General features: G+C 64.9%; 26 protein-coding genes and 1 riboswitch (1 of these 27 running past the window's edge). Of the genes, 10 read left to right on the forward strand and 16 right to left on the reverse strand.

The genetic code is table 11. The annotated features are described in order from the left end of the window. Together dusB and B384_RS0112975 are read right to left on the reverse strand one after the other, a co-directional pair. Nucleotides 1–138 carry the start of a tRNA dihydrouridine synthase DusB gene (gene dusB, locus B384_RS0112970; protein ID WP_019483530.1) on the reverse strand. It extends 1,044 nt beyond the left edge of the window, so 138 of the gene's 1,182 nt are visible here — the first part of the coding sequence; it begins with the start codon at nucleotides 136–138; its stop codon lies beyond the left edge, outside the window. Between the two features lie 50 nt (nucleotides 139–188). Next, nucleotides 189–1,571, reverse strand: coding sequence for a YibE/F family protein (locus B384_RS0112975; protein ID WP_024476585.1), 1,383 nt, complete (start codon nucleotides 1,569–1,571; stop codon nucleotides 189–191). Nucleotides 1,572–1,717: 146 nt separating this feature from the next. Here B384_RS0112975 and B384_RS0112980 point away from each other — a divergent pair, with 146 nt between their 5' ends. The 3 genes from B384_RS0112980 to B384_RS0112990 are packed head-to-tail and all read left to right on the forward strand — an operon-like array spanning nucleotide 1,718 to nucleotide 4,169. Next, nucleotides 1,718–2,470: an alpha/beta hydrolase gene (locus B384_RS0112980; RefSeq protein ID WP_019483532.1), complete on the forward strand. Its 753-nt coding sequence runs from the start codon at nucleotides 1,718–1,720 to the stop codon at nucleotides 2,468–2,470. A 29-nt stretch (nucleotides 2,471–2,499) separates the two neighbouring features. Further along, a complete protein-coding gene (locus tag B384_RS0112985) occupies nucleotides 2,500–3,333 on the forward strand; it encodes a DUF1295 domain-containing protein (protein ID WP_337459709.1) in 834 nt (277 codons plus the stop codon). Next, nucleotides 3,330–4,169 (forward strand): lysophospholipid acyltransferase family protein, encoded by an 840-nt coding sequence (locus B384_RS0112990; RefSeq protein WP_019483534.1) that lies wholly within the window; start codon nucleotides 3,330–3,332, stop codon nucleotides 4,167–4,169. Before B384_RS0112985 ends, B384_RS0112990 begins: the two co-directional genes overlap by 4 nt. A 71-nt stretch (nucleotides 4,170–4,240) precedes the next feature. Here the strand turns inward: B384_RS0112990 and B384_RS0112995 are convergent, their stop codons facing one another. The 3 genes from B384_RS0112995 to B384_RS0113005 form a co-directional block, all read right to left on the reverse strand. Beyond that, on the reverse strand, nucleotides 4,241–5,179 hold the full coding sequence (locus B384_RS0112995; protein ID WP_019483535.1) for a hypothetical protein: 939 nt from the start codon (nucleotides 5,177–5,179) through the stop codon (nucleotides 4,241–4,243). Further along, entirely contained in the window at nucleotides 5,179–6,567 is a 1,389-nt protein-coding gene (locus B384_RS0113000) for a glycine--tRNA ligase (RefSeq protein WP_019483536.1), read from the reverse strand. The genes B384_RS0112995 and B384_RS0113000 overlap by 1 nt, the downstream gene beginning before the upstream one ends. Before the next feature lie 243 nt (nucleotides 6,568–6,810). Beyond that, on the reverse strand, nucleotides 6,811–7,779 hold the full coding sequence (locus B384_RS0113005) for a DMT family transporter (RefSeq protein WP_019483537.1): 969 nt from the start codon (nucleotides 7,777–7,779) through the stop codon (nucleotides 6,811–6,813). A 105-nt stretch (nucleotides 7,780–7,884) separates the two neighbouring features. Here B384_RS0113005 and B384_RS0113010 point away from each other — a divergent pair, with 105 nt between their 5' ends. Next, a complete protein-coding gene (locus tag B384_RS0113010) occupies nucleotides 7,885–8,145 on the forward strand; it encodes an RNA-binding S4 domain-containing protein (RefSeq protein ID WP_019483538.1) in 261 nt (86 codons plus the stop codon). Here B384_RS0113010 and B384_RS0113015 read toward each other — a convergent pair. Next, nucleotides 8,132–8,842, reverse strand: coding sequence for an alpha/beta hydrolase (locus tag B384_RS0113015; RefSeq protein ID WP_019483539.1), 711 nt, complete (start codon nucleotides 8,840–8,842; stop codon nucleotides 8,132–8,134). The two genes, B384_RS0113010 and B384_RS0113015, sit on opposite strands and share 14 nt — an antisense overlap. 115 nt (nucleotides 8,843–8,957) lie before the next feature. Between B384_RS0113015 and B384_RS0113020 the strand changes: the two genes are divergently transcribed. Further along, on the forward strand, nucleotides 8,958–9,779 hold the full coding sequence (locus tag B384_RS0113020; RefSeq protein WP_024476586.1) for an SGNH/GDSL hydrolase family protein: 822 nt from the start codon (nucleotides 8,958–8,960) through the stop codon (nucleotides 9,777–9,779). A 14-nt stretch (nucleotides 9,780–9,793) separates the two neighbouring features. Here the strand turns inward: B384_RS0113020 and metX are convergent, their stop codons facing one another. Next, nucleotides 9,794–10,927: a homoserine O-acetyltransferase MetX gene (gene metX / locus B384_RS0113025; protein ID WP_019483541.1), complete on the reverse strand. Its 1,134-nt coding sequence runs from the start codon at nucleotides 10,925–10,927 to the stop codon at nucleotides 9,794–9,796. 18 nt (nucleotides 10,928–10,945) lie between these two features. After that, nucleotides 10,946–11,081: riboswitch (SAM riboswitch) on the reverse strand. A 117-nt stretch (nucleotides 11,082–11,198) separates the two neighbouring features. Here metX and B384_RS0113030 point away from each other — a divergent pair. Further along, nucleotides 11,199–11,627, forward strand: coding sequence for a hypothetical protein (locus tag B384_RS0113030; RefSeq protein WP_019483542.1), 429 nt, complete (start codon nucleotides 11,199–11,201; stop codon nucleotides 11,625–11,627). A 4-nt stretch (nucleotides 11,628–11,631) separates the two neighbouring features. Continuing rightward, complete coding sequence (locus tag B384_RS0113035) at nucleotides 11,632–12,273, forward strand: VOC family protein (RefSeq protein ID WP_019483543.1); 642 nt, start codon at nucleotides 11,632–11,634, stop codon at nucleotides 12,271–12,273. A gap of 41 nt (nucleotides 12,274–12,314) precedes the next feature. Here B384_RS0113035 and B384_RS0113040 read toward each other — a convergent pair whose 3' ends face one another. The 6 genes from B384_RS0113040 to B384_RS0113065 are packed head-to-tail and all read right to left on the reverse strand — an operon-like array spanning nucleotide 12,315 to nucleotide 17,709. Further along, complete coding sequence (locus B384_RS0113040) at nucleotides 12,315–13,124, reverse strand: CPBP family intramembrane glutamic endopeptidase (protein WP_019483544.1); 810 nt, start codon at nucleotides 13,122–13,124, stop codon at nucleotides 12,315–12,317. A gap of 30 nt (nucleotides 13,125–13,154) precedes the next feature. After that, nucleotides 13,155–13,955, reverse strand: coding sequence for a DeoR/GlpR family DNA-binding transcription regulator (locus B384_RS0113045; RefSeq protein ID WP_019483545.1), 801 nt, complete (start codon nucleotides 13,953–13,955; stop codon nucleotides 13,155–13,157). Further along, nucleotides 13,952–14,836, reverse strand: a complete 885-nt coding sequence (locus tag B384_RS0113050; RefSeq protein ID WP_019483546.1) for a class II fructose-bisphosphate aldolase — start codon at nucleotides 14,834–14,836, stop codon at nucleotides 13,952–13,954. The genes B384_RS0113045 and B384_RS0113050 overlap by 4 nt, the downstream gene beginning before the upstream one ends. Next, entirely contained in the window at nucleotides 14,833–15,795 is a 963-nt protein-coding gene (locus tag B384_RS0113055) for a 1-phosphofructokinase family hexose kinase (RefSeq protein ID WP_019483547.1), read from the reverse strand. Before B384_RS0113055 ends, B384_RS0113050 begins: the two co-directional genes overlap by 4 nt. Then, nucleotides 15,792–16,754 carry an ROK family protein gene (locus B384_RS0113060; protein WP_019483548.1) on the reverse strand — a complete coding sequence of 321 codons (963 nt, stop codon included), beginning with the start codon at nucleotides 16,752–16,754 and terminating at the stop codon, nucleotides 15,792–15,794. The genes B384_RS0113055 and B384_RS0113060 overlap by 4 nt, the downstream gene beginning before the upstream one ends. Before the next feature lie 7 nt (nucleotides 16,755–16,761). Further along, nucleotides 16,762–17,709 carry an SIS domain-containing protein gene (locus B384_RS0113065; protein ID WP_019483549.1) on the reverse strand — a complete coding sequence of 316 codons (948 nt, stop codon included), beginning with the start codon at nucleotides 17,707–17,709 and terminating at the stop codon, nucleotides 16,762–16,764. Nucleotides 17,710–18,005: 296 nt separating this feature from the next. On the opposite strand from B384_RS0113065, the gene B384_RS0113070 reads away from it, so the two are divergent. From B384_RS0113070 to B384_RS0113080, 3 genes are all read left to right on the forward strand, one after another. After that, nucleotides 18,006–19,253: an extracellular solute-binding protein gene (locus B384_RS0113070; protein ID WP_019483550.1), complete on the forward strand. Its 1,248-nt coding sequence runs from the start codon at nucleotides 18,006–18,008 to the stop codon at nucleotides 19,251–19,253. Between the two features lie 70 nt (nucleotides 19,254–19,323). After that, nucleotides 19,324–20,259: a carbohydrate ABC transporter permease gene (locus tag B384_RS0113075; RefSeq protein ID WP_019483551.1), complete on the forward strand. Its 936-nt coding sequence runs from the start codon at nucleotides 19,324–19,326 to the stop codon at nucleotides 20,257–20,259. A 2-nt stretch (nucleotides 20,260–20,261) separates the two neighbouring features. Continuing rightward, a complete protein-coding gene (locus B384_RS0113080; protein WP_019483552.1) occupies nucleotides 20,262–21,176 on the forward strand; it encodes a carbohydrate ABC transporter permease in 915 nt (304 codons plus the stop codon). Between the two features lie 84 nt (nucleotides 21,177–21,260). Here B384_RS0113080 and B384_RS0113085 read toward each other — a convergent pair whose 3' ends face one another. The 3 genes from B384_RS0113085 to B384_RS18875 form a co-directional block, all read right to left on the reverse strand. Further along, nucleotides 21,261–21,632: a glyoxalase superfamily protein gene (locus B384_RS0113085; RefSeq protein ID WP_024476962.1), complete on the reverse strand. Its 372-nt coding sequence runs from the start codon at nucleotides 21,630–21,632 to the stop codon at nucleotides 21,261–21,263. Between the two features lie 165 nt (nucleotides 21,633–21,797). After that, the gene (locus tag B384_RS0113090; protein WP_019483554.1) at nucleotides 21,798–23,009 is read right to left on the reverse strand and encodes an amidohydrolase family protein; all 1,212 of its coding nucleotides are present in this window, start codon (nucleotides 23,007–23,009) and stop codon (nucleotides 21,798–21,800) included. Further along, nucleotides 23,006–24,248: formimidoylglutamate deiminase (locus B384_RS18875; protein WP_019483555.1), on the reverse strand; the 1,243-nt coding region annotated here is incomplete at its 5' end. The genes B384_RS0113090 and B384_RS18875, both read right to left, overlap by 4 nt.

The raw sequence follows: 24,248 nt of genomic DNA on the forward strand, positions 1-24,248 counted from the left end.
GCACAGGCGGCGGAACGCGGTATTGGTGATACCGGCCATCGGCGCGAGGACCACCGGGGTCTTCACGGTAATGTTGCCGAGCTGCAGCGGGGGCAGGTCCAGTCGGGTGTCGGCGGGCAGAGTTGATACAACAGTCACGTGTCTATTGTCGCAAGCTGAGGCAAATCGGGAAGCGCAACAGCCCCTCGCTATTCACCCCCGCGTGCATCACGGTCCCGCCGCGACCGTCGGGTCTCGACGTCGCCGCCCTCCGGAGCGACACTCACGAGGTCACCGCCGGGCAGACTGGATGCGCTTCCGGCGGACACCCCGCCCGATACCTGACCGGCGCCGGCGGCCACGGTGTGCTGACGGATACCCACCGCCTTGACCACCACCACCGCGATCAGGGTAGTGGCGGGGATGGCCAGCACCAGGCCGATCGAGCCCACGAGGGTGCGCACCACCTCCTCGGCGAGCTCTCCGCTGGTGAGGTTTTCCAGCAACGTGCGGTCATACAGCGAGACCAGGATCAGCAGCGGCAGTGCGGCACCAGCATAGGCGAAGGCGATGGTGTAGACCGTGGAGGCGATGTGGTCGCGCCCAATCCGCATGGCGCCGGAGAACAGCCTCCGGGACGACGTGTTGGGGGCCAGCTCGTAGAGTTCCCACACCGCTGACGACTGCGTGATGGTCACATCGTTGAGAACGCCCAGCCCGGAAATGATCAGGCCGCACATAATGATTCCGGAGATCGACACCTCCCCCGAGGAGTTGACCAGGGCGTAGGCATTTTCGTCGCCCACCCCGAAGAGGTAGATGGATTCGGTCGCCCAGGCCGCCAGCAGGGCAGTGATAGAGAGCCCGAACAGGGTGCCAAGCAGCGCCGTTGAGGTCCTCGCGGAGAAGCCGTGGGCGAAGTACAGCACCCCGATCATGATCACCACCGACCCCACCAGGGCCAGCAGCAGCGGAGGCTTCCCCTCCACCAGACCCGGCAGGATGAACTGTCCCAACACCACCAGGGCACCGACCAGGCCGATCATTGCCCGCAGCCCCCGCCACCGCGCAACCGCAACGACAACCACGGCGTAGAGGACGGCGAGCCACATCATCGGCACCGTCCTGACGAAGTCCATGAAAATGTAGGGGGCGCTGCCTCCCTGGATCACTCCGTCCAGGTTCAGGTATCGGATTTTGTCCCCGGCCTCGACCGCGCCAGCGCGGGCCAGCTCGGGGGTGACCTCCACCGGAACGAGGGCGCCACCGGCGTCGGGCGCCGTGTAGGCGACCTGGCACTGCAGCGCCTCCCCGCCCGCATCGACGGTGGGCTGGGACGAGGGGCAGTCTTCTTCCGAGACCCGTTCCACCTGGCCGACGTCGATGGAAACGCCGTCGGCGGTGGCATAGGGATTGGAGATGGTGACGCTGCTGCGGTCGCCGCTGGGCCACAGCAACATCATGCCGATCACTGTCAGGACACCGATCGGAACCAGGATGGTGGCGAGCAACAGATTTGCGCGTTTCCGTGCGCCAATCGTTGCAGGGCTTGGCTCCGAATTGCCTGTGTCATGAGTGTGGCTGTGGCCCACGAGGTTCCTAGCTGTCCTTGATGAGGTTCAACGCACTGGTTCGGTGCTCTACGGAATTCTACGCGGGGACAAAACGGTCCCGGACCGCGACATAAGCTAGACCCAAGGTTTGGAACAACACCCCGCGGCAAATGGAAAAAGGGCAGATGAAAGAACGGTTTAGTGAATCGGATGAGGTTCCCACCGGAACCGTTGCGCATGCGCCAGTGGTGACTGTTCGAAAGGCGACAGGCCCGGTGAAGGGTGTGGTCCTGGTGCTCCACGGCGGCCGGGCGAACAGCTTCGAACCGGTCCGTGCCCGACACCTGAGTCCGGTGCGGATGGTTCCCTTCGCCGCGCTGGTCCACAGCCGCGGCAAGGATCACGGCCTGGCAGTGTGGTCCCTCCGCAATAGCGTCAGGGGGTGGAACGGTCAGGAAATGTCGCCGTTGCATGATGCCCGCTGGGCGCTGGCCGCGATCCGTGACCGGCATCCGGGAGTCCCCGTCTATCTGGTCGGGCATTCGATGGGTGGCCTGGTTGCCCTCTGTGTGGCCGACGACCCCGAGGTCCGCGCGGTCGCGTCCCTGGCTCCCTGGCTGAGCGAGACCACCCCCGCCGATCCCGTCGCCGGCAAGCGCGTCCTGATCCTGCACGGCGACTCGGACCGGTGGACATCCCACCGGCAGTCCCTCCGCTATGCGCACCGTGCCCGTTCACTGGCGACGGACCTGCACTACGTCACGGTCCGCAGCGCTGGGCATTTCATGGTCAAAAAAGCACGGCTCTGGCACGAACTCACTGCCTCCTTCGTCCTGAAGTCCTTCACCGAGGACACCGGAGCCGCCATCCATCCGGACGGCACCCTGCCCGCCCGCGATCTATTGGTCGGCGACCAGCCCCTCTCCATCACCGTCTAACGGACTGCCCCCTACCACCCTGAAGGTGAATGATGCCCGAATTCCCGTTTCTCAGCTTCCTCGGCGGCTTCGGCTGGGCGGCGCTCGGCGTCGTCGTGCTCCTCGCTGCCACCTTCGCGATGGCCCAGGTGCAGAAGCGCCACTCGGTGATCGACACGGCGTGGGGACTGGGGTTTGTGGTGATCGCGGCGATCACGTTCGTCACCTCTGCCCAGACTTCGGTGGACGCAGCCGGCGACGACGCCCGCCGCTGGCTGCTGTTGCTCCTCACCGCTGCGTGGGGGCTGAGGCTGGCCGGATTCATCGGGTGGCGGGCCCGCGACGGCGCCGAGGACCCACGGTACGAGGACATGCTCAGCAAGGCGCCGGGCTCCCGCAACATTTATGCCCTGCGAAAGATTTACCTGACGCAGGGTGTGGTGATGCTCTTCGTGTCGCTGCCCCTTCAGGTAGGAATGTACGCCACCGGCCCCCTGGGCTGGCTGGCCTGGGTCGGCGCTGTGATCTGGCTGGTCGGGTTCTACTTCGAATCAAGCGGGGACTACCAGATGGCCGCATTCCGGAACAATCCGGCGAACAAGGGCAAGGTGATGGACCGGGGCCTGTGGCGCTATACCCGGCACCCCAACTATTTCGGTGACGCAGCCGTCTGGGTGGGCCTGTTCCTGGTATCGGCTGATTCCTGGCCCGGAGTGCTCACCATCCTCTCCCCCGCCCTGATGATCTGGACCCTTTCCAACAAGACAGGCAAGCCCCTGACGGAGAAGCGGCTCAGCACCCGCCCCGGCTACCGCGAATACATCGAGAACACCAGCGGATTCTTCCCGCTGCCACCCAAACCCGGACGAGGTGCATCATCATGAGTCGACTCACTGAGAAAATCGGGCGCTGGCAGCCCCAGCCCAATGACCGTTTCTATCGCATGATCGTGCACACCGGACAGGCGCTCCGGTTTGTGTTCCGCATTCGGGTCATTGTGTCCGGTCAGGAGAACCTCCTGCCTGCGGGTCCGCTGAACGGCCGGTCACGGCGTCCGGTCCCGGGCCAGGGAGCGGTGGTGGCGATCACCCATTTCGGGTACCTCGATTTTGCGTTCGCCGAACTGGTGCTGTGGCGGCATGCCCGCGCCCAGATGCGGTTCCTCGTCACCAAGGGTGCGGCGGCACACTGGTTCGCCGGACCGGCGATCAGAGCGGCAGGGCACGTGGTCGTTGACCGCAGCGCGGGCAGCGCCGCCTATCAGGGTGCGTTGGAGAAGCTGAAGGCCGGCGAGTATGTGGCAATCCTGCCCGAGGCCGGAGTGAGCCGCAGCTACACCGTCCGTGAACTGAAAACCGATGCGGTCCGCCTGGCAGCAGAGGCTGGTGTGCCGATCCTTCCGATGTCCGTGTGGGGGTCTCACCGGTTCATGAGCCGCGGCCACAAGCTGTCCCTCAAAGCAATCTTCAGGGCACCCGTGCGGGTCCACATCAGTCCGCCGATCTGGCACGGGGCGGATGCCGACGTCGTCAAGGAGACCGAGCAGTTGCGGGCCGAACTGCAGGACGGCATTGACCGCGGTATCGCCAACTTCCCGCTGGTCCCCGAACCCGGCGCGTGGTGGCATCCCGCTCCCCTGGGCGGCGGCGCCATGACCGAGGAGGAACGCATCGCGGCCGACGCCCACGACAAGGCCACCGGGCGGCACGAGCGTCAGTAGCCGAATGAGATAAGGCGGGCCCACCAGTTCAAGTCGTGGGCCCGCCTTATCTCACTGTTCAGGTCCAGTCGCTAGTCGCTGATCACCTGGGTTTCCGGTGCGCTGACCGATGCTGATCCCATCGCCAGGAGCGGCTCGACCACGTTGACGAGGGCGGTCATCGAATCATCCACCTCAAGCAGTACCGGGAACTGGTGCACCAGCATCGCCAGCAGGGACGCTACCGCGGCTTCCTGCTCCGCCGGAGCGAGGTCGGGGTCGTAGCCAACCAGTACGTCGGCTGGATCATCGGTCCGGGTCTGGGTGTAGCTGACAGCGAACGCGGCGATCTTCCCGCCGTCGGCCTGCGGCTTGTCCCTGAGCACCACTGCTCCCCCGGCCCCGGTGGAGTCGGCAAGAAGATACTGCTGGGCCTGGCCCAGGGTCATGTCCGCCGGATCCCACGCGTGCACCGAGTTGTACCAGGCGGCGACGGCGGTGGTCAGCTCAACCGATCCGGTCGCCGCTTCGTCCAGCTGCGGGCCACCAGCGTCGTCGAAGACCGGCAGCGACAGCGCACCGGGCTCCACCTTGACGATCCGCGACCGCTGGATCTGCCCGAACCCTGAGGCCGTGGCGAAATCCGCGCCAGTGCTGCCGGGAATCACCTTCGCCCGCAACTGGGTGGCGCCCGACGGCGACCCGCCCGCCTCATGACGCAGCATCGCCAGCAGCGTGGACCCCACCCCGGTGCGGCGGTGGTCCGCCGCGACCTCAATGTAGGCCCACAGCCGCTGGTTGTGGAGCTTCGGTTCAAAGACATACGCTGCGGCGACCGGAACGCCCGTACCGTCTCCCGCTGTACCGGTTCCCACCACGTCTTCGGCCACAATGCAGCGCAGCCACGGGGTGTTCGATGACGGACGGAACAGTGCCCTGGCCTGCTCGACCTGCGCGTTCTCGGGTCCGCCCCAGAGCTGGATCAGCTCAAGGTCGTCGCCGTCGCGCCATTCACGGTAGTTCAGCACCATCAGGAGCCGATCAGTCGGGCGGCCAGGTAACCCTCAACCTTGTCGAGGGAAACGCGTTCCTGGGCCATGGTGTCGCGTTCCCGGATGGTGACGGCCTGGTCGTCCAGGGTCTCGAAATCCACGGTGATGCAGAACGGGGTGCCGATCTCATCCTGGCGACGGTAGCGACGGCCGATGGCGCCGGCGTCGTCGAAGTCGATGTTCCAGTTCCGGCGCAACTGCGCGGCAAGATCCTTCGCCTTCGGCGACAGATCCTCGTTGCGGCTCAAGGGCAGCACGGCAGCCTTGACCGGCGCGAGGCGTGGGTCCAGCTTCAGGACGGTGCGCTTGTCGACGCCACCCTTGGAGTTGGGGGCCTCGTCCTCGGTGTAGGAATCCACCAGGAAGGCCATGAAGGACCGGGTCAGGCCAGCGGCGGGTTCGATCACGTACGGTGTGTACCGCTCGTTGGTGCCCTGGTTGAAGTAGCTCAGGTCGGTACCGGAGTGCTTCGAGTGGGTGGACAGGTCAAAGTCGGTGCGGTTCGCAATGCCCTCCAGCTCGCCCCACTCCGAACCCTGGAACCCGAACCGGTACTCAATGTCGGTGGTGCCCTTGGAGTAGTGGCTGAGCTTCTCCAGCGGGTGCACGAACAGCCGCAGGTTGTCCGGCTTGATGCCCAGGTCCGTGTACCAGTCGAGGCGGTTCTTGATCCAGTACTCGTGCCACTCGTCATCAGTGCCGGGCTCGACGAAGAATTCCATCTCCATCTGCTCGAACTCGCGGGTGCGGAAGATGAAGTTGCCCGGGGTGATTTCGTTGCGGAAGCTCTTGCCGATCTGGCCGATGCCGAAGGGTGGCTTCTTGCGGGAGGTGTTGAGGACGTTGTTGAAGTTCACGAAAATGCCCTGGGCGGTTTCCGGCCGCAGGTAGTGCATGCCTTCCTCGTTGGCGACGGGGCCCAGGAAGGTTTTCAGCAGTCCCGAGAACTCCTGCGGTTCCGTCCATTCCCCGCGGGTGCCACAGTTGGCGCAGGCAATGTCCTTGAGCCCGTTTTCGGCGGCGCGGCCCTTCTTTTCCTCATATTCTTCCTCGAGGTGGTCGGCCCGGTACCGCTTGTGGCAGCTGAGGCATTCCACCAGGGGGTCGCTGAACACCTCGACGTGGCCGGATGCCTCCCAGACCTTGCGCGGGAGGATCACGGAGGAATCCAGGCCGACGACGTCGTCGCGCCCGCGAACCACTGACTGCCACCACTGGCGTTTGATGTTTTCCTTCAACTCGGCGCCGAGGGGACCATAGTCCCAGGCTGACCGTGATCCGCCGTAGATTTCCCCCGCCTGGAAGACAAACCCGCGGCGCTTCGCGAGGGAAATGATGGGGTCGAGTGCGGACTGGTTCTTGGCCAAGGTGGTTCTCCATTTCTACAGGCCGCTGGGTGCGGTCCGTGGTGGTGTCCGGCAGGGCTGAGGTTCAGCTCCTGGTTCCGGTGAATGGTCCCGGTGAGGGGTTCCAAAACAGGGGCTGGGTGCCTGCTCGAATCGAAGGTACAACCTTAGCCTACCGAGGCGTATCGGCTGCCGGGGTGTATCGGCTGCTCCGGTCAACTACCCGGGTCAACTGCCCAGGTCAAGGCATCTGGGGTCGGCTGATCAGCGTACCCGGAGCGCCCGTCTCGGCCAGGGCAAGGTGGTCAGCACAATGGCGATGAGGGTGAGGATGGGGCCCGCCACGGTGGCGAGTTCCACCACGGTGCCCGGGGTCGGGAAGACCAGGTCGAGGGCCAGGGAACCGACCAGCTGGCCTGCGATCATCCCCAGACCGGTGAGCAGGACGCCGAGGCTCCGGACCAGCACCGCTCCCAGCCCGATGAAGACGCATCCCAGCGGACCGCCGAGGTAATACCACCACTCGGCGGGCAGGGCCGCGCCCGGCCCGGCGATGAGAATTTTGATCAGCCAGGCGAGCAGCAGGACCGACGCCCCGGAGATGAAATTGATCAGGGTGGCGATGATTGGGGTCCCATAGTGAACCGACGCGGTGCCATTCATGGCCTGTTGGAAGCTGATGAGGAATCCGGCCAGGATCGGCAGCAGCACCGGTATCAGCCAGCTGCTGAGGTCGCCGGTGGCACCGAACCGGGGTGACACCGCCCAGACCACGGCAGCGACGGCGAGCGCCGTGCCAATTAATCGCATCACGGTCAGCGGTCGTTTCCCTGCCGGCCCGATGCCTGCACGGTCGGCGAGCAGGCCGCTGAGGGTCTGGCCCATCACTGCCGCTACCGTGAAGAGCGCCACCCCCAGAACACCGATGGTCAGGGACTGGGAGAAGACAAAGAACGCGCCGATGGTGCCAGCGGCAAGATAGATGGGCGGGAACCGCCGCTCCCGCACCGAGGGAAGTATCTGCCGGAAACCGGCCCGCCCCCGCGGCAGCACGAGGGTGATGATCACCATCAGGACGAGGCCGGTGCTGAAGCTGACCAGCGCTGCGGCAACCCCATCGTTGAGGTGTGTTCCGAGGGCGCCGTTGATTCTCCCCTGCAGGGGAATTGCCACGCCGGCTGAGACGGCGAGCAGCAGGCCGAGGAACAGGGGAAGCCGGGGGTGGTGTGACACCCATTGATCCTATGGCAGGCTGGCCCGTGCCCTGGGACCAGTCGAACGGATCAAGAGATTCGGAGCCATGCCGCTGAGACCGGCAGGGTCGGGCAGAATGGAGCCATGAACCAATCCCCAGAAAGCGACCCGACCGTCGGCCACACCATCCCCATTACTGATGACATGATCCGGCTGGGTCAGCTGCTGAAGCTATCCAATCTGGCTGAGGACGGCGCACAGGCCAAGGAGCTGGTGGATAACGGCCTCGTGAAAGTCAACGGGGCCATCGAGGAGCGCCGCGGCGCGCAGCTCCATCCAGGCGACGTGGTAACCGTGAATGGCGCCTCGGTCACTATCACCCGTGAGACCGCTAACGGCGGTTAGGCTGCGGTTCAATCCCGAAAACTGTCAGCTCGAGGAATTCCTTGACGTGGGCAAGCTCACGCATGCTGATGCTGTGGGCGATGCCCGCATACAGCACCTTGGTGAGGTTCGTGTGTGCGACAGCCCAGCGGTGAGTGAATTCAATCCGGTCGGGAGTGATCACCGGATCCTCCTGATCGCGCCCCCAGAAGAGCGGCACCGGGTGCGCTGCGGCGTCGTCGTCATTGAAGAACTGGCTGCCCTCGGCTGGCACCACAAACCCTGAGAGCCCGACGACGGCGGTGAAGTCGCGGGGGCGGTGACGCAGCAGAGTGGTGGCGACGGCCATTCCCATGGAGAAGCCGAGCAGGGACACGCTGGTATGCCCGGCTTTCACCGAGTCGAGCCAGCCGGCTACCTTGGCGACGGTGTCAGTCACCAGATCCACCGAGTATCCGGTGTCCTGGGTGAGGGGGAACCAGGTAAACCCTGGCCCCATCGCGTGGGGGGCCCGTACGGAGGCGACCGTGAGGTTGGGCGGCAGATGGTCGACTAAGCCCATGAGGTCTTCCTCATTGGCAAGATGTCCGTGGAACATGACGAGCAGGGCGGTACCCTCGCGTTCCGCCGCGGGGCGCGACCACAGGACCACGGGATCCCAGGCAGGCGCGGTGGCGTGATCGGCGGCTGGCAGGTGGGGTGATTCCGAAAGAGTCATTGACCTAGTCTTTCACGCGCGGAGGGTCGCGTTCAGTATCGGTCTGTAACAGGATAGAAGGATGAACCGGAACCTGTACCTGACGCCCGACACCCCGGCCGATCCTCACGACAGCATGCCAGAGAGCAGCGTGGCGAACAGTATCCCGCATCCGTGGACCCGCTATGTTGCCCTCGGTGACTCATTCACCGAGGGCATTGGTGACCCGAATCCCGAGAGCGTGGGCGGTAACAGGGGGTGGGCCGACCGGGTCGCTGAAGAACTCAGCAGGAGCCGGGAGGATTTCGCGTATGCCAACCTCGCCGTTCGTGGCCGGCTGCTGCACCAGATCGTGGACCAGCAGGTTGCACCGGCTTTGGCCTTGAAACCGGACCTGATCACCATCTCGGCTGGCGGCAACGACCTGATCCGACCGGGTGGCGACCCGGACCAGCTGGCGGCCCGGCTGGACGGTGCCGTTGAGGCGCTCAGCGCGGATCAGGCGACGGTGGTCCTGTTCGCTGGCCCCGACGCGAGAGATTCGGTGCTGGGCAACTTCAGGTCCAAGACGGCAATTTTCAACGAGAACCTGAGGATCATCGCCGCCCGGCATGACGCCCTGATCGCAGACATGTGGGCGCTCCGGCAGCTGGTGAACCCGCAGATGTGGGATGGAGACCGGTTGCACTTTTCCCCGCTGGGTCATCACACCATTGCCATGATGGTGCTGGAAACCCTCGCGGTACCCCATTCCCTGACGCCGCTCGAACCGCAGCCGCTGCCCCATCAGAGCTGGCGCGCCGCGCGGACGGAGGACCTGGTGTGGGCGAAGGTGTACTTCGTCCCCTGGGTGCTGCGCCGGCTCCGCCGCCAGTCCTCGGGCGACGGGGTACTGGCGAAAAGGCCCGATGCCGCTCCGATCTTTGGCCCCGGGATGCCCCCCGGCGTCGGCGGCTAAGCCCCGGTCATTCACTAGTGATCGGTGTAGAAGGCTTCCCGCAGGCGTTGATCGAGCTGGTGAATCTCGGTCAGGAAGGCGTCGTGGCCGATCGGTGAGACGATCGTGTGGACGGGCACCTCCCCCGGCAAGGCCTGTGCCAGGGTGTGGGACTGGCTGGGGAAATACAACCGGTCCGAGTCAACCGCTGCGATGAAGAACTCGGCGGTGGCATCCCGCAACGCCAGGTGCAGGGGACCGCGGTCCCGGCCGGCATCATGCCCCATAAGTGCTTCGGTCAGCACCAGATAGCTGTTGGCGTCGAACCGTTCCACCAGCTTGCTGGCTTGATGGTCAAGGTAGCTTTCCACCTGAAATCTGCCCCGGGCTGCCGGGTCCGACGAGCCGAAGGGTGTCTCTGCACCCTGTGCCGCCCGACCGAAGCGGTGCTCCAGCTCCGGCTCGGACCGGTAGGTGATGTGGGCGATGCGCCGGGCCAGCCCGAGCCCGGCGACCGGGCCTGTGCCCGGGTAGTAGTCCCCCGCGGCGAATCCCGGGTCCAACCGGATAGCCTGCAGCTGCGCCTGGGCGAAGGCAATCTGCTCTGCCGAGCTTGCGGCAGTGCAGGCGATGACTGCGCACCGTTCGACCCGCTCCGGGTACACCAGAGCCCACTCCAGGGCCCTCGCGCCGCCGAGCGACCCCCCGATCACCGAATGCCACCGATCGATTCCGAGCGCATCAGCCAGGAGGGCCTCAGCCCGGACCGAATCCCTGACCGTGAGGTAGGGGAATCGGGAGCCCCAGGGGACGCCGTCGGGGTCCCCTGACGCAGGTCCGGTGGAGCCATAGCAGCCGCCGAGCATATTGATGGATACGACAAAATACCTGGTGGTGTCGATGGTTTTGCCGGGGCCCACCAGCTGGTCCCACCAACCGTCTTCGGTCGAATCGCCGCGGGCAACATGGGAGCTGCCGGTCAGTGCATGCTGAATCAGGACGGCATTGGACCCATCGTCGTTGAGGGTGCCCCAGGTTTCATAGGCGAGCGTAATCTCGGGCAGGTGCCCCCCGGTTTCACAGGTGAAGGGGCCCAGACCGAGTGAGCGGACGACGCCGTCAGGTGTCACCTGGGCCCGGTCCTGTTGTGCGGTGTGAATAGTTGTCACTGGTATCGCCCACCTCGGAATCCGCGCTTGCGCCGGACACCCTGTCCGCCGCCTGGTCGTCACCCGGGGCACCCCACCGCGAAGGAGGGTTGCCGTCCAGCAAGCCGGGGCTTGGTGGAGCGGGGTGTTCCGCTCCGTGCTGGCACTCGTGACCTGTTCCTAGATAACCCGAAAACGCAGCTTCGACGCAAATATGTGAACGTCCGTGTATCTGAAAGTCCGTGGCAAAAAAGACCCTGATCTACCCCCAGCAGCCCGATAAGCTTGCGCCATGCGGATCCGCCCAATCGATCTCGTCGATGTTTTTGTCTACCTCGTCGTCCTGGGTCTGTTCATTCAACTGTTTCCCGCGGTGATTTCCGAGACGTTCACCCTGGCGTTGCTGACCGCTGCGCTGCTGAAGCTGGTGCTCGAACTGGTGATGCGGGTGAAGAAGGCCCTGTTGACCCGCGTCCGTACGGCTGAGCGGGTTCTCCCCCGGGTGATCAATGGTGGGGCCCTGCTGCTGGTGCTTCCCGGAAGCAAACTCCTGGTGCTCCAGCTGGTGGCGTTCCTCTTCGGCGATGCGGTGTACCTGGGTGGCTTCTTCCAGGTCACGGCGCTGATCATCGTTCTGATGGCTGCCCGGGGTGGCGTGAGACGCCTTTTCGTCGGTAAGGGTAGCCTAAGTCGAGACACAGATCACAAAGTGCCAAACTAGGGCCATGCGCTTGGACCATGTCTCATATGCTTGTGAACCCGACGGCCTCGTAGCAACTGCGGGGAGGATCGCCGATGCCCTCGGCGTCGACCCGGTGAAGGGTGGTGTGCATCCCCGCTTCGGCACCAGGAACATGATTTTCCCGATGCTGAACGGTCAATATCTCGAAGTTGTTGAGGTGCTGAACCACCCGGCTTCCGACAAAGCTCCCTTCGGCCAGGCGGTTCGCGCCCGGTCCGAGGCTGGCGGCGGCTGGATGGGTTGGTGTGTTGCTGTGGATGATCTGGCCCCCTTCGAGGAACGCCTCGGTCGTAGCGCCGTCCCGGGCAACCGCAAATTTCCTGACGGTCAGGAGCTCACCTGGCAGCAGATTGGCATCAAGGGGCTGATCGCTGATCCCCAGGTCCCCTATATGTTGCGGTGGGACGACGGTACTGAGGCCCTGCACCCCTCACAGGCCCGACCCGCTACAGTGCGCCTCGATTCGCTGACCATTGCAGGGTCCCCCGACCGGATTGCTGAATGGCTGGGCACGCCGGCGACCGAGCCGCTCGATGAGGTTGTTGTGCAGTGGGTGGCACCCAATGGCACTCCCGGCATCATGTCCGTGACCTTCCAGACTGCCAACGGCCTGGTGGAAATCTAACTGCACCCTTTCGTGTGACCGGCCGGCAAGTTGCCACGCGACTAGTCGCCGATACCAATCGCCGATCCAAAGAGGGCGAAGCCTACAAACCCGGCGATATCGAGCAGGGCGTGGGCGATGACCAGGGGCATCACCCGTTTGGTCCGGGTGTAGGCATATCCAAAGATCAGACCCATCAGGACATTGCCGATAAACGGCCCGAAGCCCTGATACAGGTGGTAGCTGCCCCGGAGCAGGGCACTGGTGATGATAATGACCGGCATTGACCAGCCCAGCTGCTTCAGCCGGTGAAACAGGTATCCCACCACAATGACCTCTTCGACCACTGCGTGACGCAGCGCCGAGAGAATCAGGACGGGCACGGTCCACCAGTAGGCGTCGAGCGCAGCGGGCTCGATTGCCGTCGTGATCCCCAGCGCACGCCCCGCCGCATAGACGCCGAGCGTGCCGACCCCAATGACCATCGCCAGGCCGAACCCCAGGCCGAAATCGACCCGTGGCCGGCTGAAAGTGAATCCCAGGGTGCGGAACACCGACTTTCCCGGCTCCGTCAGGAGGAAAAGCACCAGGAACACCGGAACCAGCGCGAAGAAGATGCCGAGCAGCTGGTAGGTGAGGTCGAAGTACTGGCGGTCATTCAGGACCGGATTCAGCCGGGTAGTCTGCGCAGCGAGCGGCGCCTGGCTGAGCTTGTCGAGCAGGTTGACCACCGCGTAGACGGCCGATTGCCCGAGGGAAAGTCCGAGCACAATCGCTATCTCGGCGGTGATCCGCCGACGTTGGACGGGGGCCGACCGGTTGACATCGTCCGGCGTCGACGTCGTGGACGCCTTGGGTATCTCGGTGGACATGCCAGCCATCCTAGTGGGCGATCCTTGGGGCTAGTCGGCACCCAGCTTCGGGGCGACGATGACGGTGGTCCCATGCTCTTCGAACGACCGCCGCTGAGCGGCGGTGATTCCTGAGTCGGTGATCAGGTTGCTGAAGGTGTAGCCGGTCATGGTCGCGAAGCATCGGGTACCGATCTTCGACGAGTCCGCGACAACGTAGGCCTTGGCGGCGCGTTTGGCGACCATTGCGTTGACCGCGGCTTCACCCTCGTCGCTGATGGTGGGCCCAACGACCGGGTCCAGCCCGTTGACTCCGACAAACGCCAGGTCGAGGGCCACCCGCTGCAGCACCGCGTCAGCATACGAACCCACCAGTTCATAGGAGCGGGGGTTGACGATGCCACCGGTGACCATGATTTTGAAGTTGGGCCGGACAGCGAGCTGGGCTGCAATGTTGATGGCGTTGGTGACGACAGTAAGCGTTGGCTTGTTTGACGGTTCCATCAGGTCGCTGCGTTTGCTGAGCGCCGAGGCGATTGCCGTGCTGGTGGTCCCGCCGCAGAGCCCGATCACCGCTCCCTTGGGGATGAGGTCGCTTGCGGCCTGCGCGATCGCGCGCTTCTGCCCGGCGTGGACGTCCTTGTTGTAGCGCCCGGGCAGATCGTAGGCGACGGTTTCGATGGTGGCCCCACCGTGTGTGCGGGTCAGCAACCGCTGCTCCGCGAGGCTGTCCAGGTCCCGCCGGGCGGTGGCCGGAGAGACTTTGAGCTTGCTGACTATTTCGTCGACTTCCACCTGGGTGGCTTCGGAGAGTAGGTCAAGGATGGCGCTGAGCCGTTCCGCGCGTTTCATCCCGCTGGCCCGTTCCCGTTGATGGTGGCTGCCGCAGCGACCGGGCCGGCAGTAGCGAAGAGGGTGAGCAGGCGTGCGGTTTCCGATTCGATGGCAGCACGCCCGGCCCCGATATACTTCCGCGGGTCGACGATTGTCGGATTGTGGTCCAGGTACAGGCGAACGGCCCGGGTAGAGAGGCTGTTCAGGTGCGTGGAGACATTGATTTTGGTCATCCCGGCCCGGATCGCCGCAGCGATAACGTCGTCAGAAACCCCCGACGACCCGTGCAGGACCAGCGGCACATCGAGCACTGAGTTCAGGGCCGCGATCAGGACCAGGTCCAGTTCGGCGCTGCGCTGAGTCATCGCGTGGGAGGAGCCGACGGCGACGGCGAGCGCGTCGACACCCGTGGCCGCCACAAAGGCGGCGGCCTCCCCCGGGTCCGTCCTGACGCCCGGCGCGTGAGCGCCGTCCTTCCCGCCGACCTTGCCGAGTTCGGCTTCCACATACACGCCGCGTTCCCGGGCGTAGGTGGCCACGCGAGTGGTGGTGGCAACATTCTCGTCGAAGTCCAGGGCGGCGCCGTCGTACATCACCGATCCGAAGCCCAGGTCCACCGCGGCGAACGCCAGCTCAGGATCTTCAGCGTGATCCAGATGCACTGCGACCGGCACCAGGGCGGCGCGGGCGATGGCAAGGGTGGCGAGAGCGATCGGTTCCAGCCCGCGATGGTAGTTGACGCAGTTCTCGGAAATTTGGAGAATCACGGGCAGCCCCGCCGCTTCGGCCCCGGCCACCAGCGCCTCGGCGGTTTCCAGCTGGATGACGTTGAACGCGCCAATCCCGGTTTCCGCGGCTGCGGCCGCAGCCATCAGTTCGCCTGTCGGTGTGAGGGTCATGCGCGGGACTCCTGCTCGGGTAGGTGGTGCTGGTTGACGGTAACTGCCGGTTCCAGGTCCGGGTAGCTGGGGTGCAACTCGCCGGCGGCTGGCATCAGGACCGCGGCGGCCGACCACGCGACGGCGAGCCGCAGCAGGGTTTCCGCGGAGGTGATGCCGGCAGCGAGTACGACGGCGAGCGCCGCTACCGCCGCATCCCCAGCCCCCGTCGGGTTGCCGTCCACCCGGGGTAGCGACGCCTGCTGGGGTGGTTGTCCCGTCCGGTACAGGTACATGCCAGCCTCGGCGCAGCTGACCACTACGGTTCCCGCGCCGCGGTCCAGCAACATCTGGGCGCCGTCGGCAATGGTTGCCGCTCCGGTCGCTTCCAGAAGTTCATGGTGGTTGGGTTTCAGCACATCGGCACCAGCGTCAGCCGCGGCCAGGAGGGCAGCGCCGGAGGTGTCGATGATGCACGGAATTCCGTGCGCTTTTGCCTGGCGGACCAGTGCTGGATAAAAATCGGCTGGCGCTCCCTCTGGCAGGCTGCCGGCTCCCACGAGCACCCCGGCGCCAGCGAGGTTTTCTTCCACCAGCCCAGTCAGGGCATTCCATTCGGTGGCGGCCAGCGGTAGTCCTGCTTCATTGAAAATGCTGGTCTGCCCTGCCTCCCTGTCGACAAAGGCCATGCTCCGCCGGGTGGCCGCCGCCACCTCGGTCAGGGCGTAAGGCACGCCGCTGGCCGAGAGTTCGGAGCTGAATTCGGCGCCGGCTGCCCCCCCGACGGGCGCCACGGCGACCGCCGGGTACCCGGTCTGATGCACCACTCTTGCCACGTTCAGTCCCTTACCGCCAGCCCGCTGCAGCGGCGCCGAGACGCGGTGGGAGGCTCCGGGAATGAGCCGCGGGACCGCATAGGTCAGGTCGATGGCCGGGTTCGCGGTCACCGTGAGGACGTGGCCGCGGAGGTGCAGTGTCATGGCGCGTCCAGCAGGCCGCGGGCACGCAACGCTGCCCCGATGAGTCCTGCATCCTGACCCATCTGGGCCGCGAGCAGGACGGGGTGACGATGGAAGGAAAGGTTCTGCTTGACCCGCAGGCGCAGCGGATCAAGCAACGCAGCACCGGCCTGGGCCAGACCGCCGCCAATGACAACCGCCTCGGTGCCGAGGATCGCCACCAATTGGGCAATGCTGAACGCCAAAGCGGTGATGGCGTCATCGATTACCCGGCGGCCTGCCGGGTCCCCAGCAGCCGCTGCGGCGAACACCTCCCGGGCGCCGGGCACGGACTGCCCGGTGAGTTCGGAGTAGCGGCGGGCGATTGCACCGGCCGACCCGATGGTTTCCAGGCAGCCCCGGAGGCCACAGGTACAGTCCAGGCCGCCCGGCACCTGGGCATGGCCCAGTTCGCCGGCATAGCCGCCCCCGAGGACCCGCTTACCGTCGCAGAAAACGGCACCGGCAATACCGGTGCCAACAATGATCACCACGACGTCGTCCAGCCCGCGGGCCGCCCCAAAGCGCATTTCCGCGTCTCCGGCGGCGCCGACGTCGTGCGCGTAGCTGACCGGCAGACCAGTGGCGCGCCGCAGCCGGTCAGCGAAGGGAAAGTCCCGCCACCCCAGGTTCGCAGAATAGATGCCGACGCCGTTGACCTCATCGACCAGGCCCGGCGCGATCAATCCGATGGCTCCGATGGTCTTCGCCGGCCAGGCCGCCCGATACTCGGCGAGCAACCCGGCCGACCGCTCAACGATGCTTTCGCCCGGCACCCCGGAGCTGGCCGGGGTGGCAGTGCGTCGGATATCGGCCAGGGTCCCCGCAGGATCTGCGAGTGCCGACTTCAGATCGGTGCCACCCACGTCGATGGCCAGCACCAGGTCTTGGCCGGGACCGGTGGCTGGCTCCGGCGTCGCCGTTGGGTCGATGGTGCTCACGCCGGGACTACGAATCGTTGGTGGCTGCGGAGTCGAGAATGACCGAGCGGGTCAGGTTGCGCGGCAGGTCAGGATCCAGGCCCCGTGCCCTCGCCCGCTCCAGGGTGATTTTGTGGATCAGGGCGAGATCGGCCAAGGGGTGGCGCCCAGTGTAGACATAGTCGGCTCCGGTGGGGGCGACGTCGTCGGCGAGGCCAGGGATGTCAGCGCCGAAGAGCCACACGACCCGCCCCGGTGCGGCAATCGAGATGGGACCGTGGCGGTATTCCATCGCCGGGTAGGACTCGGTCCAACCCTGGACGCCCTCGCGCATTTTCAGTCCGGCCTCGTGGGCAAGGCCAACCGTCCAGTTCGTGCCGAGGAAGGTGAACTGTTCGGCGTCGAGCAGCCGGGGACTGACCTCTGCTGCCAGGGCCGCCGCAGCATCGGTCAACGCCGGCTCCAGGTCGATCCCCACGGAGGTGAGCAGATAGACGAGCGCCGCAGTGGCGAACCGGGTCTGCACCACCGACTGCTCGTCGGCGTAGGGCAGGGCAACGACGGCGTCGGCGAGCCCGATGGCGGGCGAATCGACATCGCCGATCACGGCGATCATCCGCAGCGTGCCCTGCAAGGACCTCATCAATTCCAGCACCTCGGTGGTGGTGCCTGAGCGGGAGATGGCGACCACCGCGTCGTAGCCGCGGCCTGCCACGACCGACGCTTCGGAAGCAGCGAACGCATCGGTCAGTCCTTTGCCGGCGCCTTCGCGTGCGGCGGCGTAGCTTTGCGCCATGAACCAGGACGTGCCACAGCCGACGACGGCCACCCGGTCACCGTCTTTCGGGAGGAGATCCTCGGCCATCGTCTGATCGATCGCCTGTCGCCAGACCGCTGGCTGGGAGTGAAGCTCCCGGTCCATGTGTGCCCCGGCGGGGGCTGGGGCACCGGGTGCCTCGGGGGTGGGATGGGACATCTGGCGCTCCTTCACGGTGGCCGCGGCTAGGTCCGCGAGTGATTAGGTGTGACGTTTCAAGAGGTAAAGCAATCAGTATCAATCTAACCATCCCTGGAACGTTTTGGGCAGTGCGCGTCTTGTAACGCTCAGATTTCAATTCGCGCATCAGCTTGACGTGAGACGTGGATCACGCGAGTATCGTTCCACAATGGATGAACAGTAATGCTCATTCTGAGCTCAATACCGTCAACTTGTTGCAAGTATTCCTGTGACAGCTCTAGCAGCTGCACCACCTTTGGAAAAACGAGGAAACCATGAAGAAATCCATCCGTACCGGAGTTGTCGCAAGCGTTGCGGCTGCCGGTCTCTTGCTCACCTCTTGCGGCTTTGGCGGTGAGGATTCCGGCGGAGACGCAGAAGGCAGCACCTCCCTGGACCTGCTGGTACCCAGCTATTCCGACAACAGCAGGGCTCTATGGGAAGGCGTCATCGAGGAGTTCGAGGCCGCCAACGAAGACATCTCGGTCAACCTTCAGGTCGAATCGTGGGAGAACCTTGAGTCGGTCCTGAACACCCAGATCCAGGCCGGCGAGGCACCGGATATCTACAACGGTGGCGCTTTTGCGGCCTTCGCCGAGGAAGGGCTGCTGTACCCGGCCGAGGAAATCGCCTCACCCGAAACTCTCGAAGACTTCCAGGAGTCCTTCGCGGTCAACGAGGAGTTTGACGGGACCCAGTACGCCCTGCCGTTGCTGGCGTCCGCACGGGCCATGTTCTACAACGAGGACCTGTTCGAAGAAGCCGGCGTTGACGGTGCACCCACCACCTGGGACGAGCTCTACGATGCCGCTGACGCTATCACCGAGACCGGAACCCCCGGTTACGGCATGCCACTCGGCTCCGAAGAAGCCCAGGGTGAAGCGCTGATCTGGATGGCTGGCAACGGCGGCGGATTCGGCGATGAAAACGAAATCACCGTCGATACGCCTGAAAACCTCGAGGCAGTCGAGTTCATGAAACGCATGATTGACGACGGATTGACCCAGTCCGATCCGGGAGCCACCCAACGCACCCCGATGATCAACGTGTTCATCCAGGGCCAGATTGGCATGGTTTACGGTCTGCCACAGACCGTCGGCCAGATCGAAGCCGAGAACCCTGAGCTGAACTACGGTTTGGCGAACATCCCCACCGCGACTGGTGAGCCCGCCACACTGGGTGTCGCAGACCGGCTGATGTCGTTCAAGAACGACGGCGACAAGGCCGAGGCCGTGACCGCGTTCATGGACTTCTTCTTCGCCGAGGACAACTACGTCGAATGGGTCAGCGCCGAAGGGTTCCTGCCGACCACCATTTCCGGTGCCGATCAGATGTCCGGCGATGAAACCCTGGCGCCGTTCCTTGACATGCTGCCGAGTGCAGTGTTCTACCCGACCTCCAACCCTGCCTGGAACGCCACCGATGGCGCGTTCAAGAGCCTGTTTGGCCAGCTTGGACAAGGGATGGAACCAGCAGAAGTGCTCGAGCAGATTCAAGCGGAAGCTGACGCAGCAGCCGAGTAGCCAGCAGCCGGCGNGGCCCGCACCGGCGCCGGCCCATAACCATTGGCGGTAGAGATATGAGCTATTTACGATGAGCACACAGCCCGTGTTGGCTGGCCAGTCCACATCACCTGGACGCAAACGCCGCAAACAAAATTCCGACGGTCTGCCTGCCGCCCTGCCCTGGATTGGGCCCGTCCTCCTTCTGATCTTCGCGATCGTGATCTTCCCCGCGGGGTTCATGATCTACAACTCCACACGGGAAATCAGCCAGAGCGGGATCGATCAGGGCTCCGCAGGGTTCGCCAATTTCGCTGATGTGTTCTCTGATCCAAACCTGCCGCGAGTGCTGCTGAACACAGTGGTCTGGGTGGTGGTGGTGGTATCGCTGACAGTGCTCCTCTCACTGATCCTGGCCCAGTTCCTGAACAAGCCCTTTCCCGGCCGCACCTTTGTCAGGATGGCAGTAGTTGTTCCCTGGGCGGCCAGCGTGGTGATGACCACCACCGTGTTCTATTACGGCCTCGACAGCAACTACGGGATTATGAACACCTTCATGGTGGACATCGGGATCCTCGACTCGCCGTATGGATTCACCAAAAATGTCCTGCCGGCTCTCGGAGTGGCGATCATTGTGGCGGTGTTCGTGTCGATCCCGTTCACTGCCTATACGTTGCTCGCTGGCTTGCAGTCAGTTCCGGAGGACGCACTCGAGGCAGCCAAGATGGACGGGGCCGGGCCTTTCCGCACCTACTTCAGCATTGTGCTGCCTCAGCTTCGGGGGGCTCTTGCCGTGGCGGTCCTGATCAACATCATCAACGTGTTCAACAACCTCCCGATCCTCAGGATTATCACTGGATCGATCCCCGGGTATCAGGCGGATACCCTCATGACCTACATCTTCAAGGTGTTGCAGTTTGATCGGCGAGTGGACATTGCCAGTGCCCTCAGCGTGGTCAACTTCGCCATCGTCATTGTGATCGTTGCGGCGTACGTGAAAATCGTCAAGCCGATGAAGGAGGTCTAGGCATGTCGACGACCACGCTCAACGAGTCGGAACGCTCAGCACTGCCCCCAGTGAAAGCACGGCAGAAGCGGTACGGCGCCGATCAGGTCTCCGGCCGCAAAATGGGTCTTCGGATGGTGGTCGGCGCCATCGTCGCACTCGTGTTCCTGCTGCCCTACGCCATCATGCTGGTGGGCTCGCTGAAGACCCGGTCAGAAATCCTCTCTGTGCCACCCGCGTACTTCCCCACCGAGGGCCTGCAGTGGAGCAACTATGCAACCATGTGGGGCACCCCGGAAACGCCGTTGCCCTACAACCTGATCTCCACGATCATCATTGCGGTGTTTGCGACCCTCCTCGTCCTTCTGGTGGCCACCCCCGCGGCGTACTACACGGCCAGGTTCCGGTTCCCGGGCAAGACTGTGTTCTTGTTCCTGGTCATCGTCACCCAGATGCTGCAGCCAGCGGTGCTGACCGCCGGCCTGTTTCGTGAAATGTTGCTGCTGGGGATCAACGACACCTGGCTGGCCATGATTCTGATCAACGCGGCGTTCAACCTCTCCTTCGCGCTGTGGATCATGCACAGCTTCTTCGCGGCGATTCCCAAAGAAATTGACGAGGCTGCCCAGCTGGATGGCGCCGGGAAGCTGACGGTGATGTTCAGGGTCAATCTGCCCCTGGTCTGGCCGGGCATTGTCACCGCCGTCATCTTCACCTTTGTGTCGTCCTGGAACGAGTTCGCGGCTTCCCTGGTGATCATGTCGACCGCGGAGAATCAGCCGCTATCGGTGGCACTGACAAAGTTCATCGGTCAGTATGCCACCTCGTGGCAGTACGTGTTTGGTATCTCAATTGTCGCGATCATTCCGGTGATCATCCTGTTCGCGCTGATCGAGAAGCGTCTGATCGGTGGCCTCACAGCGGGGGCCGTGAAGTAGCGGCGTACTTCCGCGTTCCCTTCCTGTCTCGATCATCTGCCCACCAGGTTCTGTCCCGGTGGGCAGATGATCGTTGGTCTGGGGTCAGGAGTAAGCGGGGAGCTCCTGCAGGGTCCACTCGTTCCCGTCCGGATCCGCGAAGTAGACGAACCGCCCCCACTCCAGTTCTTCGACCCCACGGGCCTGGACACCCCGACCCGTGAGGTACCCCAGGGCGTCATCAGCGTTCGGAACCACGATCATGACCCCTTTTTGCGATCCCGGTGGCATGTCGACCAGACCTGTCCCCATAACGATTGAGCACGCGGAACCAGGCGGAGTCAGTTGGACGAAGCGCACGTGCTCGTCGACCTGCTGGTCGACGTCAGCGTTGAAGCCAACCTGGTCAACGTAGAAAGCTTTGGCCCGGTCCACATCTGTCACGGGGATTGGCACAACTTCCAGCTTCCAGTCCATCATTTCCATTCCTCTCGCTTGGCCTGGCAGATTCCACCGGGTGGCGGATTCTGGCCCCAGCCTAGGACTCCATGCGGTCAGCTTCTGTCCTGGACTGTGCCGTAGTTCGGCCCAGTCGCGTGGAACCCGATTGGCAGGATCGAGCAGTAGGCCATGCGAGAGACGTCAGACGATCCTGGCGCCCTGCTTCCAGACGGCGTGGGTCAGCGGCACCCCCGGCCGGTAGGCCAGGTGGGTGGCAGCCGGTGCGTTCAGCAGTTGCAGGTCTGCCCGGTGCCCGACGGCGAGGGACCCGACCGCGCGGAGGCCGTCGTCGTCGGCCCCTGTCTCCCGGTGCAGCGCCAGCGCGCCGCCGAAGGTAGCCGCCCGGACGGCTTCGTGAACACTCAGCCGCATCTGCAGGACGGCCGTGGTCACGCAGTAGGCCATCGAGGTGGTGTACGAGGTGCCGGGGTTGCAGTTGGAGGCCAGCGCAATCTCGACCCCGGCGTCCAGCAATTCGCGGCCGGGGGCCAACGGCTGGCGGGTTGACAGGTCGCAGGCCGGCAGGCACGTGGCCACCGTGCCGCGAACGCCGGAGCCCGAGCCCGGGTCCCAGCCGGACCAGGTGCCGGCGAGCGCGTCGAGGTCCGCCCCGGTCAGGTGGTTTACGTGGTCCACGCTGGCGGCACCGAACTCGACGGCGAGTTGCACTCCCTCGCCGTGGCCCAGCTGGTTTCCGTGGACGCGAAGTCCCAGGCCGCTGTCCCGGCAGGTGCGAAGGATTTCCCGGGATTGTTCGGCGGTGAAGGCGCCCCGTTCGCAGAACACGTCGGCCCAGGTCACAAAGGGGCGGACGGCGTCGAGCATCGGCCCGCAGACCAGGCGGACATAGTCCTCCGGATCGACCCCGGCCGGGACCAGATGCGCACCCAGGTATGTCACCTCGTCGACGACGCCGGCTGCGATGCGGGCGCTGCGGGCTTCGTGGCCGACGTCGAGCCCGTACCCGGTCTTGGTCTCCAGGTAAGTGGTGCCGCCCGCATTTGCTTCGGCGACCCGACCGAGCAGGAGCCGGGTGAGGTCGTAGTCCGAGGCTGCCCGGGTGGCATTGGTGGTGACGGCAATCCCGCCTGCCGCATAGGCTTCACCCGCCATCCGGGCCTCGAACTCGGCGGTGCGGTCTCCCGCGAAGACGAGGTGCGTGTGGCTGTCCACCCAGCCGGGGAGCCCGGCGCGTCCGCCCGCGTCGACCCTTTCGTCTGCGGCCGGCGCATCCGATGCGGCCCCGATCCAGCTGATCCGCTCCCCCTCAAACACCACCGCAGCATCTTTCAGGACGGTCTGCTCGCGGTCCTGCGTCAGCAGTTCACCGATGTTGGTGATCAGCGTACTCATCCGTGTCCCTCCAGGGTGGCGGCCAACAGGGCGGCCGGATCACCAAGGTCAAGATGTTGCCCGTCGAGGGCGATGACCCGGCCGGCGACGACGACGGCCGTCACATCGGCGGCCGTGGCGGTGAGCGGCAGCTGGGCGGGATCGGATCCGGCGGTGCGCAGCGATGCCTGGTCGATGCTGACCAGGTCGCACGGACTTCCTACCCTGATGGCGGCCACGGGGGTAGCCATGGAGCGGGAAGCACCGGTGGTTGCGGCGTTCAGCAGGTCGGCGGGGGCAAACCGTCCACGGTGCCCGGAGGCCAGCCGTTCCCCGTGTTCGAGCCCCCGCATTTCCAGCCACGGGTCGATCACAGCATGCTGGTCAGTGCCTAGGGCGATCCGGGCGCCGGCGTCGCGGAGGGCGCGGCCCGGCCCGATGCCGTCGGCGAGGTCCGCCTCGGTGGTCGGGCAGATCACTGCGGTGGCGCCCGCAGCTCCCAACAGGGTGATGTCCTCGGGGGTGAGATGGGTGGCGTGGACCGCGCTGAGTCGGTCGGTGAGTAGCCCGTGCCGGTGCAGCAGTCCGGTGGGTGTGGTGCCGTAATGCTTCAGGCAGTCGGCATTTTCTGCCGGTTGTTCCGACAGGTGAATGTGAAGGGGGACATCGGCGGGAAGGCCTGCAGCGAGGGTCCGGAGTGCCTGTTCGGGGACCGCGCGAACCGAGTGCAGCGCAGCACCGACGGTAACGAAGGCTGGCTCGAACTGTTCGGCGACGCTCCGCCGGAGGTCGGTGAACCGGCGAAGCCAGGCGTCGGCGTCGGCGTCGCCAAACCGCTCCTGGTCAGGTTTCAGTGGCGCTCCGATGCCCCCGGCGAGGTAGCAGGTGTCCAGCAGGGTCAGCCGGATTCCCGCGGTGACCGCCGCGCGGCACAGGGCGAGTTCCATGGCGTGCTTCTCACCGCCGTTGGTGTCACCGCCGTTAATGTCACCGCTGTTGGGCCCGTAGGGTTCACCGCCCGGCTGGTGGTGAACATAGTGGAATTCGGCGACGCTGGTCCAGCCGGTGACCACCATCTCGGTGAAGACTGCCGTGGCGAGCCGTTCATAGCTGGCGGGAGTCAGTTGCCGCGCCGCGCGGTACATTTCTTCCCGCCAGCCCCAGAAGTCGCCGCCGTCGTCGTGGGTCCGTCCCCGAAGCAGCCGGTGGAAGGCATGCGAGTGGGCGTTGGCGGCGGCGGGGAAAACCACCCCGGCGAGG

It is taken from the genome of Arthrobacter sp. TB 23, from assembly GCF_000294595.1.
GTDB lineage: Bacteria > Actinomycetota > Actinomycetes > Actinomycetales > Micrococcaceae > Arthrobacter_D.

Excerpts from the sequence above, each read along its gene's own strand:
- B384_RS0112980 (WP_019483532.1), top strand. The coding sequence starts at position 1,718 with ATGAAAGAACGGTTTAGTGAATCGGATGAGGTTCCCACCGGAACCGTT.
- B384_RS0112985 (WP_337459709.1), top strand. The coding sequence starts at position 2,500 with ATGATGCCCGAATTCCCGTTTCTCAGCTTCCTCGGCGGCTTCGGCTGG.
- B384_RS0112990 (WP_019483534.1), top strand. The coding sequence starts at position 3,330 with ATGAGTCGACTCACTGAGAAAATCGGGCGCTGGCAGCCCCAGCCCAAT.
- B384_RS0112995 (WP_019483535.1), bottom strand. The coding sequence starts at position 5,179 with ATGGTGCTGAACTACCGTGAATGGCGCGACGGCGACGACCTTGAGCTG.
- B384_RS0113010 (WP_019483538.1), top strand. The coding sequence starts at position 7,885 with ATGAACCAATCCCCAGAAAGCGACCCGACCGTCGGCCACACCATCCCC.
- B384_RS0113015 (WP_019483539.1), bottom strand. The coding sequence starts at position 8,842 with ATGACTCTTTCGGAATCACCCCACCTGCCAGCCGCCGATCACGCCACC.
- B384_RS0113020 (WP_024476586.1), top strand. The coding sequence starts at position 8,958 with ATGCCAGAGAGCAGCGTGGCGAACAGTATCCCGCATCCGTGGACCCGC.
- B384_RS0113030 (WP_019483542.1), top strand. The coding sequence starts at position 11,199 with ATGCGGATCCGCCCAATCGATCTCGTCGATGTTTTTGTCTACCTCGTC.
- B384_RS0113035 (WP_019483543.1), top strand. The coding sequence starts at position 11,632 with ATGCGCTTGGACCATGTCTCATATGCTTGTGAACCCGACGGCCTCGTA.
- B384_RS0113040 (WP_019483544.1), bottom strand. The coding sequence starts at position 13,124 with ATGTCCACCGAGATACCCAAGGCGTCCACGACGTCGACGCCGGACGAT.
- B384_RS0113045 (WP_019483545.1), bottom strand. The coding sequence starts at position 13,955 with ATGAAACGCGCGGAACGGCTCAGCGCCATCCTTGACCTACTCTCCGAA.
- B384_RS0113050 (WP_019483546.1), bottom strand. The coding sequence starts at position 14,836 with ATGACCCTCACACCGACAGGCGAACTGATGGCTGCGGCCGCAGCCGCG.
- B384_RS0113055 (WP_019483547.1), bottom strand. The coding sequence starts at position 15,795 with ATGACACTGCACCTCCGCGGCCACGTCCTCACGGTGACCGCGAACCCG.
- B384_RS0113065 (WP_019483549.1), bottom strand. The coding sequence starts at position 17,709 with ATGTCCCATCCCACCCCCGAGGCACCCGGTGCCCCAGCCCCCGCCGGG.
- B384_RS0113070 (WP_019483550.1), top strand. The coding sequence starts at position 18,006 with ATGAAGAAATCCATCCGTACCGGAGTTGTCGCAAGCGTTGCGGCTGCC.
- B384_RS0113075 (WP_019483551.1), top strand. The coding sequence starts at position 19,324 with ATGAGCACACAGCCCGTGTTGGCTGGCCAGTCCACATCACCTGGACGC.
- B384_RS0113080 (WP_019483552.1), top strand. The coding sequence starts at position 20,262 with ATGTCGACGACCACGCTCAACGAGTCGGAACGCTCAGCACTGCCCCCA.
- B384_RS0113085 (WP_024476962.1), bottom strand. The coding sequence starts at position 21,632 with ATGGACTGGAAGCTGGAAGTTGTGCCAATCCCCGTGACAGATGTGGAC.
- B384_RS0113090 (WP_019483554.1), bottom strand. The coding sequence starts at position 23,009 with ATGAGTACGCTGATCACCAACATCGGTGAACTGCTGACGCAGGACCGC.